Raw genomic sequence first — 21235 nt, forward strand, 5'->3', positions numbered from 1 at the left:
GATGCGATGACTGCGATGGATTGGCTAAAACGAAGCGACCGGATCGACCAGTCGAGCGAGGGTGAACTCAAGGAGCGCGTCGTCGAGGCGTTGAGGACCGTCTACGATCCCGAGATTCCCGTCAACATCTACGATCTCGGTCTCATTTATGCGCTCGATGTCGACGAGGCCGCGGGGCGGATCGCGATTCGCATGACGTTGACCGCGCCCGGCTGCCCGGTGGCGCAGACATTTCCCTCGATCGTAGAGGATGCGGTGCTTTCGGTGGCCGGCGTCAACAACGCGACCGTCGAGCTCGTCTGGGATCCGCCGTGGGACCGGGATCGGATGTCGGAGGCCGCACGGCTGCAATTGGGGATGCTCTGATGTCCGGCTGGATCGATGTTGCACCCGTCGAAGATTTGCCGCCCGGTTCGTCGAAAACGACCGATGTGGATGGGGTGCAGATCGCGGTCTTCAATGTGGATGGCACCTGCTACGCGATCGAGGACAAGTGCACCCATGATGGAGGCGTGCTGACGGGAGGCGAGGTACAGGGCGATGTCGTCGTATGCCCTCGTCATGGAGCGCGCTTTTGCATCCGGACGGGCAAAGCGATGAGTCCGCCGGCTTATGAAGACGTGCCGACGTTCGACGTACGCATCGATTCGGGCATCGTACAGGTGCGCGATTCACGCTGGGACGACGAGGCGGACTAGGGGACGATGCGTTTCAGTCCGCTCGAGCCGCCGCAGCCGGCTACTGGACGGATCGTTCGCATTGCAGGATGATGCGGGAAAGCTACGGAGCCGGAGGCACGCCCATGAGCACTTACGATACGACGCTGAAAGTACGCGATATCGTGGCGATGGACACGATGCTGTTTGGGTTCGAACGCCCGGACGGGTTCCAGTTCAAGGCCGGCCAGGCGATGGATCTCGTGCTCGTCGAGAGCGAAATCGAGGCGGCGCGCGGTGCGCGGCACACGTTTTCGATCGTGACCGCGCCATCCGAGGACGGGCTGGCGATCGCCACACGCATGCGCGACAGCCCGTTCAAGCAGGCATTGAAGCGGTTGCCGCTGGGCGCCAAGGTCCGGCTCGACGGGCCGTTCGGTTCACTCGTGCAAAAGGATGCAAAGCGCTCGGCCGTTCTCATCGCGGGCGGCATTGGCATCACGCCGTTCATGAGCATGCTCCGCCAGGCGGCTCACGATCAAGCTCCGCAGCTCCTCATGCTCGTCTATTGCAACCGCCGCCCCGAGGATGCCCCCTTCATTTCCGAGCTGACACAGCTCGAGCGCGCCAATTCGAACTTCCGGCTCGTTGCGACGATGACCCAACCCGGAAAATCGAATATCCATTGGAACGGCCATATCGGCCGGATCGACGAGGCGTTGCTGCGGCAGGTGATGGGCCATGTCAACGAGCCCCTTTATTACCTGGCGGGGCCGCCGGCCATGGTAAGCGATGTCTACCAGACACTGAGCGACATCGGCATTTCCGACGACGCGATCCACAGCGAAGAGTTCTACGGGTACTGATGGATCGCGTCGAGCGCGCAGGCCGGCCTCAAGCGTTCGCCGCCACGGCGAGCCGGTACTTCGTCACCTGACGATACGGCTTGTCGGGCCGCACGATCAAATGATCGCGTTCGAGCCGGTTGATCTCGTTCGGAAAGGCGCCGGCCTCGAGGCAAAACCCGGCGTGCCGTGCGTACCGGCTGCCGTTGCGCCCCGGCTCGTCATCGAGGAAATTGCCCGTATAAAACTGCAAGCCGCGCTGATCGGTCGAGACCGTCAGCTCGCGGCCGCTCGTGGGGTCGTACACGCGCGCGACCTCACGCACGGGCCGCCCTTCCAGCGCCGTGCCGGGCAGTACGTAGCAGTGATCGAAGCCGCCCGCGAGCGTCAGCTGCGCGTGGGGCCAGTCGAGCCGCGCACCGATCGGCGCGCTTTGTCGAAAATCGAATGCGTTGCCGGCAACGAGCGACTCGCTGCATGGAATCAGCGCCCCATCGACCTCGAAAAAGCGGTCCGATTCGAGCGATACGACATGGCCGCGAATATCGGTGCCCGGTTCGCCCGTCAGATTGAAGTACGCATGGTTCGTCAGGTTGATCGGCGTCGGTGCGTCGCTGCGGGCCCCGTATTCGATGCTGAGCTCGCCGTCGTCGTCGAGCGAGTAGCGCACCGTGACATCCACGTTCCCCGGAAAGCCCGCTTCGCCTTCCTCCGAGTGAAGTCGCATGACGAGCCCGCCGTCGTCTTCCTCGGCGTCCCACAGCGCGCGATGAAAGCCGGCATTGCCACCGTGTAGCAGATTCGGTCCTTCGTTGCGATCGAGCGTGTACTCGACGCCGTTCAGCACGAACCGCGCGCCGGCGATGCGGTTCGCCCATCGCCCGACGGTCGCACCCATGTAAGCCGTGGAGGCAAGGTATTCGGCGGGGGTGTCGTGGCCGAGCACGACATCGCCCAGGCGTCCCGCGCGATCGGGGGCGAGCCACGACACGAGCGTCGCGCCGAGGTCGCTGATGGCGACTTTCATGCCCTGGGCGTTGCGCAGCGTGAACAGACGCACAGGTTGCGAGCCGGGCAGCATGCCCCACGGTTCGGAACACGGTATTGCGGTGTTGATCATGACGTATCGTGAAGTGAAGAGCCGGTGAAGAGAGGAAAAGAGCAAAGGGGCGGCGCCAATTCACCCCGTCGCCGGTGCGCTCGCGCGCTCCTGGAATTCGCGCGGCGTGCAGCCGAGCTCGCGACGAAAGACTGCGTGCATGTACTGTAGCGAAGTAAACCCGCAGCGAATGGCGACCTCCGCCGTTGCCATGTCGCGCCGCGCCAGCAGCGCTTTCGCGGCATCGAGTTTCTGCCGCAGGATTTCCTGGTGGATCGTGCAGCTCAGCTCGCGGCGAAAATGCTCTTCGAGGGACGAGCGCGAGACGCCCACGTAATCCGCGACCTGCTCGGTGCGGATGCCCTGGCAGGCGTATTGCCGGATGAAATGACGGGCACGCGCGACATACGGGCTGGCGATGGGGCGATGCTTCGTCGATTCGAGCACATTGATGCCGACGGGCGGCACGAGGATGCGGCGCGCCCCGAAGCGGGCCCCATGCAGCATTTGATGCAGCAGATGGGCGGCCGTACGCCCCATTTCTTCGGTGCCTTGAATGACCGACGACAGCGGAATGCGCGTGAGCGTGCGCGCGAGCGGATCGTTGTCGATGCCGATGATGGCGACGTCCTCGGGTACGGGAATACCCGACATCAGGCACGCCTGGAGCAGGTGCCGCGCTCGTGCGTCGGTCACGGCGATGATGCCAACAGGCTTCGGCAGCGCGTGCAGCCAGCCCGTGAGCTGCTCGATCGCCTGGTCCCACGTGGGCGCGCTCGTGCTGAGACCGCGATAGATTTCGCCTTCGATATCCTCGGGCGTTCGGCCGTCGGCGCGGCGCAGGCGTGCGAACGCGAGCTCACGCTGATGGGCCCAGCGGTGATTCGGCGTGGGCGGCAGGCTGTACAGCGCGAAATGCTGCAAGCCCGCGCCAATCAGATGCGTATAGGCGAGCGAGACCAGCTTGACGTTGTCCGTCGCAATATATGGGACATCGGACGGATAGTCCGACGGGTTCTCGTAGGACGAACCCACCGCCACGACGGGCAGCGGCGAGCCTTCGAGCGCTTCGCTGACGGCCGGATCGTCGAAATCCGCAATGATGCCGTCGCCGTCGAAGCGCTCGATGCCCGTCAGCCTGCAGCGGAAATCCTCTTCGAGAAAGACGTTCCACCCGATGCGCGTGGACAGCAAATAATTGCCGACGCCGGTGATGATCTCGCGATCGTAGACCTTGTTGGCGTTGAAGAGCAGGGCGATTCGGTGCGCCTTGGGCGGCACGGACGGCTTCGTCATCGCGGCGTTCGCCCGCGGGGGCGCGGTGTCTCGTGCATGCTCGTCTCCGGTATCGTTTCTTGTCTCGCTGCTCCGCGATTTTAGGCGCGAAAGCCGTTACGCGTAAGACGTGTGCCCGGCACCCGCAAGAAACGTTATGGCGGATGCGCAATTTCGTAATTGTCGCGGCCCGGGCCGCGCGGCAGTATGGCGTCACTTCGAGGGCGGCATGCTGTGCACGCCGGCGCGTCGAAGCCCGCCCGACAGACGAGGTTGCCGCCACCCGAGCGCTTTTCGTCTGCCGCGGCGTCAAGCCCAATATAAAAAGGAGTGAGACATGCAATCCGCAAAGCGTCGTTCGTTCTTGAGTTCGCTGATATGCACGGCGATCGTCGCCGGTCTGTCGGCGGCCGCCCCGCTCGCGCATGCGAGCAAGGATCGCCCCGAAATCGGTTTTTGCATCGACGATCTACGCGTCGAGCGCTGGTCGCGCGATCGCGACTATTTCGTCGAAGCCGCGAAGAAGCTCGGCGCGACGGTCTCCGTGCAGTCGGCCGATGCGAGCGAGGCCCGCCAGAATGCCCAGATCGAAAACCTCATTTCGCGCGGCGTCGATGTGATCGTCATCGTGCCGTTCAATTCGAAGACGCTCGGCAACGTCGTCGCCGAAGCGAAGAAGGCTGGCATCAAGGTGATCTCGTACGACCGGCTGATTCTCGATGCCGATGTCGACGCCTATATCTCCTTCGATAACGAAAAGGTCGGCGAACTGCAGGCGCAAGGTGTCTTCGACGCTCAGCCGAAGGGCAACTACTTCCTGCTCGGCGGCGCGCCGACGGACAACAACGCAAAGATGCTGCGTGAAGGGCAATTGAAAGTGCTCAAGCCGGCGATCGATCGAGGCGATATCAAGGTCGTCGGTCAACAGTGGGTGCCCGAATGGAGCGCATCGAATGCGCTGCGCATCGTCGAAGACGCGTTGACGGCCAACAGCAACAAGATCGACGCGATCGTCGCCTCGAACGACGGTACGGCGGGCGGCGCGATCCAGGCGCTGGCGGCGCAGCACTTGGCGGGCAAGGTTCCGGTCTCGGGCCAGGATGCCGATCTGGCGGCGGTCAAGCGCGTGATGGCCGGCACGCAGACGATGACGGTCTACAAGCCGATCCGGCAAATCGCGAGCGAGGCGGCGAAGCTCGCCGTGCAATTGGCCAAGGGCCAGAAACCCGCCTTCAACGCTCAGTACGACAACGGCAAGAAGAAGGTCGACACGATACTGTTGCAGCCGATCCTGCTCACCAAGAAAAACGTCGACATCGTCGTCAAGGACGGCTTCTATACGCAGACGCAGCTTTCGAGCAATTGACGCGAAGGCATTCGCGCGGCACTGCTGCCTGGCCCCGGCCGGTGGCGGTGCGCGCGCATCGACGTGGACGAATCGAATGACGCAAGCTCTGCTGACGATGAAAGGCATCGTCAAGACGTTCTCGGGCGTGAAGGCGTTGGACGGCATCGACCTGCGCGTTTCGCCCGGCGAGTGTCTCGGTCTGTGCGGCGAGAACGGCGCCGGCAAATCGACGTTGATGAAAGTGTTGTCGGGTGTCTATCCCCATGGCACCTGGGACGGATCGATCGTCTGGGATGGCGCCGAGCTCAAGGCGGCGAGCGTGCGCGACACCGAGCGCGCGGGCATCGTCATCATTCATCAGGAATTGATGCTCGTGCCCGAGCTCTCGGTGGCCGAGAACATCTTCCTCGGCAACGAGCTCACGCTGCCGGGTGCTCGCATGAACTACGCGGCGATGTACCAGCGCGCGGACGAATTGCTGCGCGGACTCGGCATCGCCGGCATCAACGTCGCCCAGCCCGTCATGAACTATGGCGGCGGGCATCAGCAATTGATTGAGATCGCCAAGGCGCTGAACAAAAAGGCGCGGCTCCTGATTCTCGACGAGCCGTCCTCATCGCTCACCGCGACGGAAACGCGGATCCTGCTCGATATCGTGCGCGATCTGAAGCGGCGCGGGGTGGCGTGCGTCTACATTTCGCACAAGCTCGACGAGGTCGAGGCGGTTTGCGACACGGTCACCGTGATCCGCGACGGACGCCATATCGCGACGCAGCCCATGCGCGGCCTGACGACCGAGCAAATCATCGCGATGATGGTCGGCCGCGAGATCACGAATCTTTTTCCGCGCGAGCCGCACGAGATCGGCGAGACGGTTTTCGAAGCGCGTAACGTCACCTGTCTCGATGTCACGAACCCGCGGCGCAAGCGAGTCGACGACGTGTCGTTCAACGTGCGGCGCGGCGAGATTCTAGGCGTTGCGGGCCTCGTCGGTTCGGGTCGCACGGAACTGATGCAGGCCGTTTTTGGCGCCTATGCCGGAACGAGCACCGCACACGTGCTGCTGAACGGGCAGCCGTTGTCGATTCGAAGCCCAGCCGACGCGATTCGCGCGGGCATTGCGATGGTGCCCGAAGATCGCAAGCGGCACGGCATCGTGCCGCTACTGGGCGTCGGCCACAACATCACGCTGTCGGTATTGCAGCGCTTCACCCGGCACGGCGCGCTCGACGCCGCGGCCGAACTCGATACGATCCGCACGGAGATGAAGCGTCTTTCGGTGCGCGCCGCGCATCCGATGCTGCCGATTGCGAACCTCTCGGGCGGCAATCAGCAAAAGGCGGTCCTCACGCGCATGCTGCTGACGCATCCCAAGGTGCTGATTCTCGACGAACCGACGCGTGGGGTCGACGTCGGCGCGAAGTACGAAATCTACAAACTCATCTTCGAGCTCGCGAAAACGGGTATGGCGATCATCGTCGTCTCGTCGGAGCTGCCCGAAGTACTTGGTTTGAGCGACCGCGTGCTCGTGATCGGCGAAGGCGAAGTGCGCGGCGATTTTGTCAACGACGGGCTCACGCAAGAGCAGATCCTGACGGCCGCGATTCAGCCTGCCGGCCGCCAGGCGCAACAGAACGAGGCCAATGCCGCATGACTCCCGAAACGATTTCCCCAAGCCGTGCCGGAACGACGGACGAACACTCGCTGCCGGGCACCGAGCGCGTCAGGCAACTGTTCGCGCGCTACAAGATTCTTGCGCTGCTCCTTGCGGTGGCGGTGATTTGGGTCTTCTTCGCGGTACTGACCCACGGCGCGTTCGCCACGCCGCGCAACCTTTCCAATCTGCTGCGACAGATGGCCGTGAGCGGCATGCTGGCGTGCGGCATGGTGTTCATCATCATTGCCGGCGAAATCGATCTGTCGGTGGGTTCGCTGCTCGGTTTGCTGGGCGGCGTCGCGGCGATCCTCGATGCCAACCGGCACTGGCCCATCGGGCTGACCGTGCCGGCCGTGATGGTGCTGGGCATCCTGGCGGGACTCTTCAACGGATGGCTTTCGACGTACCGGCGCATACCATCGTTCATCGTCGGATTGGGCGGCATGCTCGCCTATCGCGGCGTCTTGCTCGGTATCACGGGCGGTTCGACCATCGCGCCGGTCTCCGACCCATTCGTCTTCATCGGCCAGGGTTATTTGCCGCGCGCGGCGGGGATTGCGCTGGCGGTGGTTCTGTTCGCGCTCCTCACGTTGTTGACGGTGCGCCAGCGTGCCAACCGCCGCCGCTACGATCTGGCTCTCCTGCCGCTTTGGCAGGACGTGGCCAAGGTCGTGGTTGCCGGCGCCATTCTCGGGGTGTTCGTTGCCGTGCTGGACAGCTACGGCGGCATCCCGCTGCCCGTGCTGCTCGTGCTGGTGCTGCTGGGCGTATTCAGCTGGATCGCGACGCAGACCGTCTTCGGACGCCGGATTTACTCGGTCGGCTCGAACCTGGAAGCGACGCGCCTATCCGGCGTCGACACGAACCGCGTGAAGCTCGCCGTGTTCGCGCTGATGGGGCTCATGTGCGCATTCGCCGGCATCGTGAATACCGCCCGGCTCGCGGCCGGCTCGCCGTCCGCCGGCACGATGGGCGAACTCGACGCGATCGCGGCCTGTTTCATCGGCGGCACGTCGATGCGCGGCGGTTCGGGCACCGTTTACGGGGCGCTGATCGGCGCGCTCGTCATGGCGAGTCTCGATAACGGCATGTCGATGCTCGATGTCGATGCCTATTGGCAGATGATCGTGAAAGGCGGCATTCTTGTTCTGGCCGTCTGGATCGACGTGGTGTCCGGATCGAACCGGCGTTGAAAAACCGGGGCGGCCAGGCGCGCCCCAGATTCGCAACTCTTGGAATTCGCATGTCGTACGCAATTTATCCGAGTCTTACCGGCAAGTCCGTCGTCGTGACGGGGGGCGGCAGCGGCATCGGTGCCGCGATCGTGGAAGCGTTCGCGCGGCAGGGCGCGCGCGTATCGTTCATCGACGTGGCCGAGGACGATTCGCGCGCACTCGTGACGCGTCTGGCCGACTGCGCGCACGTACCGCGCTTTTATCGCTGCGATCTGCGCAGTCTCGACTCGCTGGCGGCAGTGTTCGCCGATATCGAAGCGGCGTCGCAGACGATCGACGTGCTCATCAATAACGCAGCGAACGACGACCGCCACGCTCTAGACGAAGTCACGCCTTCCTACTGGGACGAGCGCATCGCCGTCAACCTGCGCCACCAGTTTTTCTGTGCTCAGCATGCGGCGGCCGCAATGAAGCGGGCGGGGCACGGTGTTATTCTCAATTTCGGCTCGATCTCGTGGCATCTGGCTTTGCCCGAACTGTCGATCTACATGACCGCGAAGGCGGGCGTGGAAGGAATGACACGCGGCCTCGCCCGCGATCTGGGCCGCTTCGGCATTCGCGTGAACGCGATCGTGCCAGGTGCCGTCCGAACGCCGCGTCAGATGAAACTGTGGCAATCGGCCGATAGCGAAGCGAAGCTCGTCGCCGGTCAGTGCCTGCCGCAACGCATCGAGCCCGAGCATGTCGCGCGCATGGCGCTGTTCCTCGCCTCGGACGACGGGGAGCGATGCTCGGGGCGCGAGTATTTCGTCGACGCCGGATGGTACGGCACTTGAACGCGAACTTTCTCTCCTCATGACGAAGACGACAATCGACATGTCCTCCCCCCGATGCGCAAACTGCGCAGCCAGAAGTGGTTCGACGATCCCGCCAATGCCGACATGACGGCGCTCTATGTCGAACGTTTCATGAACTACGGTCTGACGCGCGAGGAGTTGCAGTCGGGCCGCCCCATCATCGGCATCGCGCAAACGGGCAGCGATCTGGCACCGTGCAACCGGCACCACATCGAGCTCGCGCAACGGACCAAGGCAGGCATTCGCGACGCGGGCGGCATTCCGATGGAATTTCCCGTTCATCCGCTCGCGGAGCAGTCGCGCCGGCCGACCGCCGCGCTCGACCGCAATCTGGCCTATCTCGGGCTCGTGGAGATACTGCACGGTTTTCCGCTCGACGGCGTCGTGCTGACGACGGGGTGCGACAAGACTACCCCGGCTTGTCTCATGGCCGCGGCCACCGTCGACATGCCAGCCATCGTCCTCTCCGGCGGCCCCATGCTCGACGGCTGGTTCAATGGCCGGCGCGTCGGATCCGGAACCGTCATCTGGCACGCGCGCAATCTGCTGGCGGCCGGCGAGATCGACTACGAGGGGTTCATGGAGCTCACCGTCGCCGCATCGCCGTCGATCGGACATTGCAATACGATGGGCACCGCGCTGTCGATGAACGCGCTTGCCGAAGCGCTCGGCATGTCGCTGCCGGGATGCGCGTCGATCCCGGCAGCCTATCGCGAGCGTGCTCAGATGGCATATGTGACCGGCAAGCGCATCGTCGATCTCGTGCGCGAAGATGTGCGGCCCTCTGCAATCATGACGCGCGAGGCGTTCGAAAACGCGATCGTCGTCGCCTCGGCGCTGGGTGCGTCGACCAATTGCCCGCCGCATCTGATCGCCATCGCGCGGCACATGGGTATCGAGCTGGATCTGACCGACTGGCAGCGGTTCGGCGAGGACGTACCGCTCATCGTCAACTGCATGCCGGCCGGCGAGTATCTTGGCGAGGGCTTTCATCGCGCGGGCGGCGTGCCCGCCGTGCTCCGGCAACTGCATGCGGCGGGGCGGCTCAACGGAGCGTGCGCCACGGTATCGGGCCGCACGATCGCCGAGATCGCGCAAGCCGCACCTGACGCGGACGGCGACGTCATTCGGCGTTGCGACGCGCCGCTCAAGCATCGCGCCGGGTTCATCGTGCTCGGCGGCAATTTCTTCGACAGCGCGATCATGAAGATGTCGGTCGTCGGCGAGGCGTTTCGCCGAACGTACCTGAGCGAGGCGGGCGCCGAAAATCGTTTCGAAGCGCGCGCGATCGTCTTTGACGGTCCCGAGGACTATCACGCACGCATCAACGATCCATCGCTCGACGTTGACGAGCACTGCATTCTCGTCATTCGCGGTTGCGGCACGGTGGGCTATCCGGGCAGCGCCGAAGTCGTGAACATGGCACCGCCCGCGGCGCTCATCAAGCAGGGCATCGATTCGCTGCCCTGCTTGGGCGATGGTCGACAAAGCGGCACATCGGCGAGTCCGTCGATTCTCAACATGTCGCCGGAGTCGGCGGTAGGCGGAGGGCTTGCGCTGTTGCGCACCGGCGATCGGATTCGCGTCGATCTGAACGCGCGCAGGGTCGATGTGCTCGTCGATGAAACGGAGCTCGCACGACGCCGCGGCGAGACCGCCGCGAGCGTGCCGCCGTCGCAAACGCCGTGGCAGGAAATCTATCGGCAATTCGTCGGACAGCTTTCGACAGGCGGCTGCCTGGAGCCCGCGACGCTTTACCTGAAGGTCATCGAAACGCGCGGCGATCCGCGGCATTCGCACTGACGCGCTTTTGGCGGATGGACGCTTTTGGCGTGCGCAATTGGCGCACGCCGACGCGGGTTTTGTAGCATGATTCTCGCGAGCGACGTCAGGAGCCTATCGTGGAAAAACCGCTTTCGCCGCAGCCCGGCGATTCCACTGTCGCGGGCCGCAGCCCGGCGTTCATCGCGCGCATCGCGGTGCCGCTCGTCGTGCTGGTTTCCTTCGCAGTCCTGATTTTCATGCGCGCCGCTTCGGCGTGGTCGCTCGGCGGTGGCTCGGTGCTCGGGTATCACCGGTCGGCCGATCGCGCCGGTCAGTACGTGATACGTGATCTGACATGGGAGAGCGCGGGGCAGCTTCGCCGCGACAGCGGCTTCGATGGCACGATCGAAGGGCATGTCTACGCGCAACCGCTGTACTGGCATCCGCCTGGAGCGAGCGTCGGGCTCGTGGTCGTCGCGACGGAATCGAACATCGTTTATGCGCTCGACGCGACGACGGGCCGTGTCGTCTGGAAGCGTGCGCTTGGCCAGCCGGCCCGGCGCGGCGATCTGCCGTGCGGCGATATCGATCCGCTCGGCGTGACGGGCACGCCTGTCATCGATCCCACGAAAGGCGCCCTTTACCTGGATGCGATGGTGAAGGACGGAAAGGCGCTCAAGCATCTCGTCTTCGGACTCGCGCTGCGCGACGGAGCGGTGCTGAAAGGATGGCCTGTCGACGTCGCGGCCGGTGTGAAGGCGCTCGGTACCGCATTCGATGCAACGGTGCAAAACCAGCGGGGCGCGCTCGTGCTCGCGGGCGGGCGGCTCTTCGTTCCGTACGGCGGACATACGGGGGATTGCGGCGCATACCGCGGGCGCGTGGTCGCCCTCGCGCTCGACGCGCCGGCGGTATCGGGCGAGTGGCATACGCGCGGCACGCGGGGCGGGATCTGGGCGCCGGCCGGCATCGTCGCGGCTGAGGATCATCTGTTCGTGACAACGGGCAACACGTCGGGCGCGAAGTCATGGGCCGACGGCGAGGCTGTCATTCGGCTCAACCTTGAACTCACGCGCTCGTCGGATCGAAGCGATTTTTTTGCCCCTTCCGACTGGCAGCAGCTCGATAGCGACGACAGCGACCTTGGTGCTACGAGTGCGGTGCCGATCACCGTGCATGGGCGTCGATTGATGCTGGCGCTTGGCAAGGATGGCAAGGCGTATTTGCTCGATCGCGACAAGCTTGGCGGAATCGGCGGTGCGCTCGAGGCCAGCACGGTATCGGGCGCGCCTATTCTCACCGCACCGGCAACCTGGGCCGATGGCGATGCCGCCTTCGTTGCCTTCAGAAGTTCGGCTCAACTCGAATCATGTCCGGGCGGCGGACGAGGGGCGGGGGTCACCGTGCTGCGCATCGACGGCGTGGGCAAGGGCGGCATCAAGTCCGCATGGTGCCGCCCAATGGAGGGCGGCGGCAATCCGATCACGACGACGAGCGATGGCCACTCGAACCGCATCGTCTGGATCGCGGGCGCGGAACGCGACGACCGCCTCCACGGCTTTCGTGCCGACAATGGCGAGCCCGTTTTCTCCGGTGGAGGGGACGAGGACCGCATGCCGGGGCTGCGCCGTTTTTCGACGATCGTTGCCGCGAACGGCCGGCTTTATCTGGCCGGCGATGGCAAGGTGTATGCGTTTTCGTTGCCGCGTTGAGCGCGGTGACTGGGCGCGATGTTTGACGCGTCGTGAGAAAGCGGATATACTTCTTTTCTCTGACGCGGGGTGGAGCAGTCTGGCAGCTCGTCGGGCTCATAACCCGAAGGTCGTAGGTTCAAATCCTACCCCCGCAACCAAACAGCATTCGAAGGTCTGATTTCATCGCGAAATCAGACCTTTTTGCTTTTTGGGCTGTGCTGCATGTCGTTGAAATAAGGCGATTAGATGTTCCTGACGCCTAACCTTTCGGTCTCAATGTAGGTCCGAGAGATCGCCGGTAGGCGCCGTTATTTACTTACCTTTGTTCGCCTCGGTCGCTGCAGTGCCTATGGCTTCGATCTCAGCCGTCTCCCAGCGTCCCCGCCGCATCGCTTCAGCCAACATACCCAGCGTCAGCGGCACAAGCGGGGGCCGTCGGAAATGCTTCGAAAACAATCCAAGGAATGACGAGAGCAGTTCCTGTCCTTCCGGGCTGAAGTAGCGTCTGTAAGGAAACTCCCTTACTTGCACGTTGAATGTCTCTGCCCACTTGGTGATGAATTCGACAGCGTCAAGCCCTGTCAGCCCCAGGTCTTCCTCGAGGCGCGACATCGGCTGCAAGTTCAGCTTGCCTCCAAACAGGGGGCGTCCAAGCTCTTCTCGGGCAAACGCTTCCAGGCGCTCCCAAATCTCGTCTTTCATAGCGGCCCCGATCTCCGATCATCAAACGCGGATCGCTGCTCATTCAGCACCTATCGAATACGGCGCGGAGCCGGTACTTTACACGGCTTATTGGAGCGGCCCGCGCGTTTGCTTTCAATAGCGAACCAAACGGTGCAGGACCGTTTTGACCATGACCACCCGGGTGTCGCTTCATGTTCCCTACGTCCCTAATTAAGCGCCTAAAGCAATCCATCGAGCGCTCCGTTAACACAGACACCATTGCAGTCGTCGCCGCTGCGCCTTCAAGGCGCACTCTGCGATTCTCGCCAACGGCAACTCATCTGCGGGCGCCCGCCCCAATCGATGCTCCGTATCGCTCGGCATGACTGCCTTGTTTCGCACTGCTAACAATGCGATGCGGGCCTCGCTCGCGCGAAAAAGAGACGTTTCGCGTCGCTGCGGGGAAGTTCAATCCGATGAGACGAATGGCGTCGGTCGGCGATGTGGGCATCGGTCCTTACCCACTGCGACAGGCGCATTCACGCGAGGACGCACCATGAAGTGGTTTTACAGCCTGAAGATCGCCCGTAGGCTGATGCTTTTGAATTTGACGGCGGCGCTCGCGCTGTTCCTGATTACCGGCTTCGGCATTTACCAGACACATCGCGTCTACGAAGCGGCCAGCTACTCCACCGACAATACCGTACCGAGTCTGGAAACCCTCGCGCGAGCCGCCGATGCGTTCGATGAGGTTCGTCTGCTCACCGGAAAGTACATTTCGGCGAGCGACCCTCAAGCGGCCAAAAGCGTCGAAGAGGCGATCGCGCAAAAGTCCGAGCAAGCGCGTTCCGCGTTTAAAGCGTACGAGTCGGTCACGTCCGACGACAAGGACCGCGCCCTGCTCGCGGCGGACCGCGAGGCGGTAGCCAAAACCGAGCAAGTGCGCGAGCAGGCGATCGCACTTGCTCGTGATGGCAAGAAGGAAGAAGCCTTTACCTTGTTCACAACCCAGGTCGCCGATGCCGCGCAACTGCGCAGTGCTGCGCTGACCGCGCATCGCGCGTATAACGCGCAACTGGGCAGGCAGGGTGCCGACGAAGCTACCCGCATCATGAGCAACGCTGAATGGTCCGAAGGCGTCAGCGCAGGTCTCGTGTTGATGGGCGTGCTCGCACTGGCGTCCGTGGTGGCCCGTTCGATCACAAGGCCACTGGGCGAGGCGGTCGCATTCGCACACAACGTGGCGCGCGGAGATTTGACGGGGCGCGTGAACGCGGTGAGCTCGGATGAAACCGGCAATCTGCTTGCGGCACTCTCGCAAATGTGCGAAAGCCTCAAAGAGGTAGTCGGCAAAGTCCGCGCGGGCAGCGAGACGATCGCCACCGCCACTTCGCAGATTGCCTCGGGCAACCTCGACCTCTCTTCGCGCACGGAGCAGCAAGCGTCATCGTTGCAGCAGACGGCATCGAGCATGGAAGAACTGACCTCGACGGTGCAACTGAATGCGCAAAACGCGCAGCAGGCCAGCTCGCTTGCCACCAATGCGTCCGATGTGGCGCATAAGGGAAGCGACGTCGTGGGCCGCGTGGTGGAGACCATGTCGCAGATCAGCGAGCGTTCGACGAAAATCGCCGACATCACCGGCATCATCGAGAGCATTGCGTTTCAGACCAACATCCTCGCGCTGAATGCGGCGGTCGAAGCGGCGCGGGCCGGCGAGCAGGGGCGCGGGTTCGCCGTCGTCGCAAGCGAGGTGCGTTCGCTCGCGCAACGCTCGTCGAGCGCGGCCAAGGAAATCAAGGACCTGATTACGGCTTCGGTACAAACGATCCAGGACGGCTCGGCGCTTGCCGGCGACGCGGGTCGAACGATGGCCGACGTCACGCAGGCGATCGCACGTGTCACCGACATCATGGGTGAGATCGCTGCCGCCTCGAACGAACAAAGCCGCGGCATCGAGCAAATCGGCGTGGCGATCACGCAGATGGACGAGGTGACGCAGCAAAACGCGGCACTCGTCGAAGAGGCCGCCGCCGCCTCGCAATCGCTCGACGAGCAGGGGCGGCAGTTGAGCCAGGCAGTGGCGTTCTTTCAGGTGGTGGGTAGGGCGGCTCGCGAGCCCGCTTGAACACCTCCCGAAAGCCGCATTCCTCGCCGCGGTGACGTAGCGCCGCATCACCGGCGTGCGCGGTGCTTGAATTGCCTACTGTGGTTTTGTACAGTAGTGCCACTTTGAGCCCGCGCGATTCTTCCTCTTCCGATGCGCCGAGCGCACCGTCCGGTGTGCCGGCTCCGTTCGCCCGCAAAATCATCCATTGCGATTGCGATTGTTTCTACGCGTCGGTCGAAATGCGCGACGATCCCAGCTTGCGCGGGCGCCCGCTCGCCGTGGGCGGCCGGCCCGAGCACCGAGGCGTCGTCGCCACCTGCAACTACGAAGCGCGGCGGTTCGGCATCCATTCGGCGATGTCGTCCGCGCTCGCCGTGCGCAAGTGCCCCGACTTGCTGATCCTGCCGCCGGCGATGGAAAAATACCGCATCGCCTCGCGCCAGATCATGGCGATCTACCGCGAATACACGGCCGATGTCGAGCCGCTCTCGCTCGACGAAGCCTACCTCGATGTCACCCATTCCCCCCATTGCAAGGGAAGCGCCACGTTGATGGCCGAGCAGATCCGCGAGCGCGTGCGAGCGACCGTGGGCGTGACCGTTTCGGCCGGTGTGGCACCGAACAAGTTCGTCGCCAAGATCGCATCGGATTGGAACAAGCCCGACGGCTTGTTCGTCGTGCGTCCGCATGAAGTCGACGCCTTCGTCGCCGCGTTGCCCGTGCGCAAGATTTTCGGGGTGGGGAAGGTGACGGCCGCCAAGCTCGAAAAGCTCGGCATCGTGACTTGCAACGATTTGCGAGCATGGCCGCTGGTCGACCTTCACCGCCGGTTCGGCGTCTTCGGCAAACGCCTTTACGAGCTCTCGCGCGGTATCGATCATCGGACAGTGCAGGCGGATCAGGAAAGGAAATCGGTCAGCGTCGAGACGACGTACGTAACCGATTTGCGCACGCTCGACGAATGTGCGCGGGAACTGCGTCGTCTGGCGGAACAACTCGACGTGCGCATCGAACGCGTGGGTGCCGCGGCCGCGATTCGCAAGATGTTCGTCAAGATCCGGTTCGCGGACTTTCAACGGACGACTGTCGAGTGCGTCGCCGATGCGACGCACCTGCCCACGCTGCTCGTGCTGCTCGAAAAAGGCTTGGCGCGACGAGACCGCCCGGTGCGGCTGCTCGGCGTGGGTGTGCGTCTGGAGGAAGACGAAAGCCGCATGAACGGCCAGTTTCCGCTTTTCGAGGATGGGGCGACGCAAGAGGGCGAGCCCGCGGGCGAGGGTTAGAATCGATGGCACGCCGTTCGTCGGCGTGCCGCAGCGCGCAGTGTCTGCTCCTACCTCATTCACTCATTACCCGAGGACTCGCCGATGGACCTCATCATTCGCCGCGCTACGTTGCCCTCACATGTAGCGGGGCGTGATCGGCCCGTCGACATCGGCATCGTCGGCGAACGCATCCAGGCTGTCGAACCGGATCTCGGCGCATCGGCCCAGGAGGAGATCGATGCCGCCGGTGCGCTCGTGATCCCGCCGTTCGTCGATGCGCATTTTCACCTCGATGCCGCGCTCTCATATGGGTTGCCGCGCGTGAACGAATCGGGGACCTTGCTCGAAGGCATTGCGCTATGGGGCGAGCTCAAGCCGCAGCTCACGCACGAGGCAATCATCGAGCGTGCGCTGCAGTATTGCGATTGGGCTGTTGCACGCGGCTTGCTGGCGATCCGCTCTCACGTGGATGTTTGCGATCCGCGGCTGCTCGCGGTTGAAGCGCTGCTCGAAGTGAAGCGCCGCGTTGCGCCGTATCTGGATCTCCAGCTCGTCGCTTTCCCGCAGGATGGCCTGCTGCGCAGTCCGGGCGCCTTCGACAACCTGCAGCGTGCGATTGCGATGGGCGTCGACGTGGTGGGCGGCATTCCGCATTTTGAACGGACGATGGCGGACGGCGCGGAGTCGATTCGAATGCTGTGCGAATTCGCGGCGGACAAGGGCCTGCCCGTCGACATGCATTGCGACGAATCGGACGATCCGCTGTCGCGCCATATCGAAACGCTCTGCGCGCAAGCGCATCGGCTCGGGCTTGGCGGACGTGTGACCGGCTCGCATCTGACTTCGATGCATTCGATGGACAACTACTATGTCAGCAAGCTGCTGCCGCTGATGCGCGAATCCGGTGTGGCGGCGATTGCCAATCCGCTCATCAACATTACGTTGCAAGGGCGCTCGGATACCTATCCGAAGCGGCGCGGCATGACGCGCGTACCGGAGATGCTGGCGGCCGGCATTCCGGTAGCGTTCGGCCACGATTGCGTGATGGACCCGTGGTACAGCCTGGGCTCGGGCGATATGCTCGAAGTCGCGCATATGGGGCTTCACGTGGCCCAGATGACAGGCCAAGCCGCGATGCGAGCCGCGTTCGATGCGGTCACGGTCAATGCGGCTCGTATCATCGGGCTCGATGGCTACGGCATCGAGCCGGGCTGCCGGGCCGATTGCGTCGTGCTCGACGCGCGCGATTCCGTAGAAGCGATTCGTCTGCGTGCCGCGCGGCTCGCCGTCATCAGGCGGGGAAAAGTGATCGCACGTTCTCCCGCGGCGCGGGCATCGCTTGCGATCGACGGCCGTCCGCGCGAAGTCGATTTCAAGCTCTATCGCTAAACAAACCGGGTGCGCACCGTGAGCGACACAGGCGCGGCGTGCCGGCCGTGCCGCTCCCGGAGTGCTCCCCGCGCCTACTGCGCGGGTGCCCCGGCCATGCCGTTGTGGCGCAACAGTGCGTCGATCGTCGGTGCGCGCCCGCGGAATGCCTTGAACGATTCCATCGCGGGCCGACTGCCGCCGACCTCGAGGATCTCCTGGCGATACCGCTCGCCCGTGCGTGCATCGAGCACGCTGCCATCCGCCAGCTTCGCTGCGTCCTCGAATGCCGCGTACGCGTCGGCCGACAGCACTTCCGCCCACTTGTAGCTGTAATACCCGGCAGCATAGCCGCCGGCGAAGACGTGGCTGAACGTATTCGGCCAACGCGAGAAAGACGCCTGCGGGATCACGTGGTAACGCTCGTTGATCTCCCGCGCGAGATCGTTGGCGCTTCCGGCGCCTCCAGCATCGAAGTCGATATGCAGACGCATATCGAACATCGAGAAGACGATCTGCCGCATCGTCGCGAGCCCGCTCTGAAAGTTCTTGGCGGCGAACATCTTGTCGAAGAGCGCGCGCGGCAGCTTCGCGCCCGTATCCACATGGGAAGACATATCGGCCAGGACGTCCCATTCCCAGCAGAAGTTCTCCATGAACTGCGATGGCAGCTCGACCGCATCCCATTCGACGCCGTTGATACCCGACACCGCGAGCTCGTCCACGCGCGTCAGCATGTGGTGCAGACCGTGCCCGAACTCATGAAATAGCGTAATCACCTCGTCGTGCGTAAAGCAGGCCGGCTTGCCGCCGACCGGTGCCGAGAAGTTGCAGGTCAGATAGGCGACGGGCGTTTGCAGGCCGCCCTCGTCCTCGCTTTTGCGATGGCGCGAGCGCGCATCGTCCATCCACGCGCCGCCGCGCTTGCCTTCGCGCGCGTACAAATCGAGGTAGAACTGAGCGACGAGCGAACCGTCGCTGTTCTCCACGCGGAAAAACCGTACGTCCGGATGCCAGCGCGCCGCCTCATCGGCGCGGATCCGTACGCCAAAGAGCGCCTCGGCGACCTTGAACAGCCCGCCCAGCACGGCCGGTTCCGGGAAGTACTGCTTGACTTCGTTCTCGGAGAACGCATAGCGCTTCTCCCGCAGCCGTTCACCGGCGAAAGCGATGTCCCACGGCTCGAGCTGCGCCAAGCCCAGCTCAGCGGCGGCGAACTCGCGCAGTTCCTGCCAATCCTTTTCAGCATAGGGCCGGGCGCGGTTGGCGAGATCGTCGAGGAACGCCACCACCTGTTCCGGCGAATCGGCCATCTTGGGTACGAGCGAGACTTCGGCGAAGTTGCGGTAGCCGAGCATGCGCGCTTCCTCGCGCCGCAGCTTCAAGAGTTCGGCGACGATCGCCGTGTTGTCCCACTCGGCTTTGCCCGCCCCGTAAGTACCGCCGAGCTCCGAGGCGCGGGTCACGTAGGCGCGATACATCGCTTCGCGCATCGGGCGATGTGTGGCGTACTGCATGACCGGAAAATACGAAGGAAAGTGCAGCGTAAACTTCCAGCCCTCGACACCCGCGCTCTCGGCCGCCTGGCGCGCCGCCTGGACGACGTCGTCGGGCAACCCCGCGAGCTCGGCATCGGTCTTCGCGATATACGCGTACGCATTCGTGGCATCGAGCACGTGATCGGAAAACGCCTTGGCGAGCGCGGCCTGACGCTCCTGCAGTTCCATGAAGCGCGGCTTTTGATCTTCCGGCAGTTCGGCGCCAGATAAACGGAAATCGCGCAGCGCATTCTCGAGGATCTTCTTGCGCTCGCGGCTGAGTGCCGTAAAACCCTCGCTTGCGGCGATGGCTTTGTATTTTTCGAAAAGCTCGAGATTCTGGCCGACGCTCGACCAGAACTCGGTCACGCGCGGCAGGTTCTCGCCGTAGGCTGCGCGCAACTCCGGCGTATCGGCCACGGCGTTCAAGTGACCGACGATGCCCCAGGCGCGCGAAAGCGGCTCGGTCGCCTGCTCGGTGGCCTCCACCACATCGGCCCACGTGGCCGGCGTATGCGGATCGAGCGCGTGGTCGATCGCCGCCTGCGCATCGGCAAGCAGCACGTCGAGCGCTGGCGTGACGTGTTCCGGACGGATTTCGCCGAAACGCGGCAAACCGGAGAAATCGAGCAGCGGATTGTCCTCACGCGAGCGCGTGCCGGAGGAGGCGGACGTATCGTGCGTGTTGTTGGCCATGGCGCTTCCTGTCTGTCGTTGATCGAATCCGGACATTGTCCTGCGGACCGGATAACCGTATTGGAGAACTCGTGTCCTAACGGGACTGCTCGCGATGCGAGGCGCAGCGTTCGGCCGCTTCGATCGTGTTCACGAGCAGCATCGTGATCGTCATCGGTCCGACGCCGCCGGGCACCGGTGTAATGAACCCGGCCACCGCGCTGACCCTGGCGAAATCGACGTCGCCGCAGAGCTTGCCGGCATCGTCGCGGTTCATGCCGACATCGATGACAGCGGCGCCGGGCTTGACCATATCGGCCGTGACGATGTTGCGTCGCCCCGTCGCGGCGACGATCACGTCCGCACCGCGCGTGTGCGCCGCCAGATCGCGGGTCTTGCTATGACATATGGTGACCGTTGCACCGGCTTCAAGCAGGAGCAACGCCATGGGTTTGCCGACGATGTTCGAGCGGCCGATGACGACGGCGTTCGCGCCACGCAGATCGATGCCCGAGGCCTCGAACATCTTCATGATGCCGTAGGGTGTGCAAGGACGGAAAAGCGGCTTGCCGGTCAACAGTGCACCGGCATTGGCGATGTGAAAACCGTCGACGTCTTTCTCCGGCGCGATCGCTTCGATGACTTTGTGGCTGTCGATGTGCGGCGGCAGCGGCAGTTGAACCAGGATGCCGTGAATCGACGGATCGCGGTTGAGCGCGTCGATGCGTTCGAGCAGCGCGGCTTCGGTCAGCGTGGCCGGATAGCGGTCGTACGAGGAGTGGATGCCGTTGTCCCGGCACGCTTTCACTTTGTTGCGGACGTAGACCTCGCTCGCCGGATCGTCGCCGACGAGCACGACCGCAAGACCGGGCTGGCAACCTTGTGCCGTCAACGCGGCGGCGCGTGCGGCGACGTCGCTGCGCAGGGTCTTCGAAAGGGCGATGCCGTCGATCAGTGTGGCTGTCATGGTGGTCGGTCGAGATTGAAAAAATGACGATGCGATACGCGAGACGGCGTGCCGCGGCGCGGACTTCGAAGCGAAGGGAAGAGGCGGCGTCGTAGGGCCGCGTTTGTCGCGCTGGGGCGGCGCTTATGCAACGGCGCGCAAAAGGGGGATTATACCGCCGGGCCGAAAAGCGACGCGTACTAGATCAATAGCGACATCGATGCGCGGTGCGCTCGAGAGAACGCACCGCTGCGAGGTGCTGCCGCCACCCGACTGACTGATCTGTCCGGCTGGGCGCCC

At 63.8% G+C, this 21235-nt stretch carries 17 protein-coding genes and 1 tRNA gene; 13 read left to right on the top strand and 5 right to left on the bottom strand.

The genetic code is table 11. The features are described from left to right. Window positions 1-6: 6 nt before the first annotated feature. The 3 genes from ACR9ZC_RS14685 (at window position 7) to ACR9ZC_RS14695 (ending at window position 1522) form a co-directional block, all read left to right on the top strand. The gene (locus ACR9ZC_RS14685) at window positions 7-366 is read left to right on the top strand and encodes an SUF system Fe-S cluster assembly protein (protein ID WP_481580859.1); all 360 of its coding nucleotides are present in this window, start codon (window positions 7-9) and stop codon (window positions 364-366) included. After that, window positions 366-698, top strand: coding sequence for a non-heme iron oxygenase ferredoxin subunit (locus ACR9ZC_RS14690; RefSeq protein ID WP_481580860.1), 333 nt, complete (start codon window positions 366-368; stop codon window positions 696-698). The genes ACR9ZC_RS14685 and ACR9ZC_RS14690 overlap by 1 nt, the downstream gene beginning before the upstream one ends. Before the next feature lie 104 nt (window positions 699-802). Further along, window positions 803-1522, top strand: coding sequence for a ferredoxin--NADP reductase (locus ACR9ZC_RS14695; RefSeq protein ID WP_481580861.1), 720 nt, complete (start codon window positions 803-805; stop codon window positions 1520-1522). 28 nt (window positions 1523-1550) lie between these two features. On the opposite strand, the gene ACR9ZC_RS14700 is transcribed toward ACR9ZC_RS14695, so the two are convergent. Further along, window positions 1551-2621, bottom strand: coding sequence for an aldose epimerase family protein (locus ACR9ZC_RS14700; protein ID WP_481580862.1), 1071 nt, complete (start codon window positions 2619-2621; stop codon window positions 1551-1553). A gap of 60 nt (window positions 2622-2681) precedes the next feature. Continuing rightward, on the bottom strand, window positions 2682-3896 hold the full coding sequence (locus ACR9ZC_RS14705) for a XylR family transcriptional regulator (RefSeq protein WP_481580863.1): 1215 nt from the start codon (window positions 3894-3896) through the stop codon (window positions 2682-2684). A gap of 316 nt (window positions 3897-4212) precedes the next feature. On the opposite strand from ACR9ZC_RS14705, the gene xylF reads away from it, so the two are divergent. From xylF to ACR9ZC_RS14740, 7 genes are all read left to right on the top strand, one after another. Further along, complete coding sequence (gene xylF, locus ACR9ZC_RS14710) at window positions 4213-5241, top strand: D-xylose ABC transporter substrate-binding protein (RefSeq protein ID WP_481580864.1); 1029 nt, start codon at window positions 4213-4215, stop codon at window positions 5239-5241. A gap of 76 nt (window positions 5242-5317) precedes the next feature. After that, window positions 5318-6877: a D-xylose ABC transporter ATP-binding protein gene (gene xylG, locus ACR9ZC_RS14715; RefSeq protein WP_481580865.1), complete on the top strand. Its 1560-nt coding sequence runs from the start codon at window positions 5318-5320 to the stop codon at window positions 6875-6877. Then, window positions 6874-8073, top strand: a complete 1200-nt coding sequence (locus ACR9ZC_RS14720) for a sugar ABC transporter permease (protein WP_481580866.1) — start codon at window positions 6874-6876, stop codon at window positions 8071-8073. Before xylG ends, ACR9ZC_RS14720 begins: the two co-directional genes overlap by 4 nt. A 50-nt stretch (window positions 8074-8123) precedes the next feature. Continuing rightward, window positions 8124-8891 (top strand): D-xylose 1-dehydrogenase, encoded by a 768-nt coding sequence (gene xylB, locus ACR9ZC_RS14725; RefSeq protein WP_481580867.1) that lies wholly within the window; start codon window positions 8124-8126, stop codon window positions 8889-8891. Between the two features lie 54 nt (window positions 8892-8945). Continuing rightward, window positions 8946-10715, top strand: coding sequence for an IlvD/Edd family dehydratase (locus ACR9ZC_RS14730; protein ID WP_481580868.1), 1770 nt, complete (start codon window positions 8946-8948; stop codon window positions 10713-10715). Between the two features lie 98 nt (window positions 10716-10813). Continuing rightward, complete coding sequence (locus tag ACR9ZC_RS14735; RefSeq protein ID WP_481580869.1) at window positions 10814-12388, top strand: outer membrane protein assembly factor BamB family protein; 1575 nt, start codon at window positions 10814-10816, stop codon at window positions 12386-12388. A 63-nt stretch (window positions 12389-12451) separates the two neighbouring features. Next, window positions 12452-12528: transfer RNA gene (locus ACR9ZC_RS14740), tRNA-Met, on the top strand. Window positions 12529-12682: 154 nt separating this feature from the next. Here the strand turns inward: ACR9ZC_RS14740 and ACR9ZC_RS14745 are convergent. After that, the gene (locus ACR9ZC_RS14745) at window positions 12683-13072 is read right to left on the bottom strand and encodes a DUF1493 family protein (protein WP_481580870.1); all 390 of its coding nucleotides are present in this window, start codon (window positions 13070-13072) and stop codon (window positions 12683-12685) included. Window positions 13073-13589: 517 nt separating this feature from the next. On the opposite strand from ACR9ZC_RS14745, the gene ACR9ZC_RS14750 reads away from it, so the two are divergent. The 3 genes from ACR9ZC_RS14750 (at window position 13590) to ACR9ZC_RS14760 (ending at window position 17797) form a co-directional block, all read left to right on the top strand. Next, the gene (locus ACR9ZC_RS14750; RefSeq protein ID WP_481580871.1) at window positions 13590-15161 is read left to right on the top strand and encodes a methyl-accepting chemotaxis protein; all 1572 of its coding nucleotides are present in this window, start codon (window positions 13590-13592) and stop codon (window positions 15159-15161) included. 80 nt (window positions 15162-15241) lie between these two features. Continuing rightward, on the top strand, window positions 15242-16426 hold the full coding sequence (dinB, locus tag ACR9ZC_RS14755; protein WP_481580872.1) for a DNA polymerase IV: 1185 nt from the start codon (window positions 15242-15244) through the stop codon (window positions 16424-16426). A gap of 84 nt (window positions 16427-16510) precedes the next feature. Next, window positions 16511-17797 (top strand): amidohydrolase family protein, encoded by a 1287-nt coding sequence (locus ACR9ZC_RS14760; RefSeq protein ID WP_481580873.1) that lies wholly within the window; start codon window positions 16511-16513, stop codon window positions 17795-17797. Between the two features lie 74 nt (window positions 17798-17871). On the opposite strand, the gene ACR9ZC_RS14765 is transcribed toward ACR9ZC_RS14760, so the two are convergent. After that, a complete protein-coding gene (locus ACR9ZC_RS14765) occupies window positions 17872-20010 on the bottom strand; it encodes a M3 family metallopeptidase (RefSeq protein WP_481580874.1) in 2139 nt (712 codons plus the stop codon). A 76-nt stretch (window positions 20011-20086) separates the two neighbouring features. Next, the gene (gene folD, locus ACR9ZC_RS14770; protein ID WP_481580875.1) at window positions 20087-20956 is read right to left on the bottom strand and encodes a bifunctional methylenetetrahydrofolate dehydrogenase/methenyltetrahydrofolate cyclohydrolase FolD; all 870 of its coding nucleotides are present in this window, start codon (window positions 20954-20956) and stop codon (window positions 20087-20089) included. Between the last annotated feature and the right edge of the window lie 279 nt (window positions 20957-21235).

This window comes from Trinickia sp. HAY1-2D (genome assembly GCF_056754935.1).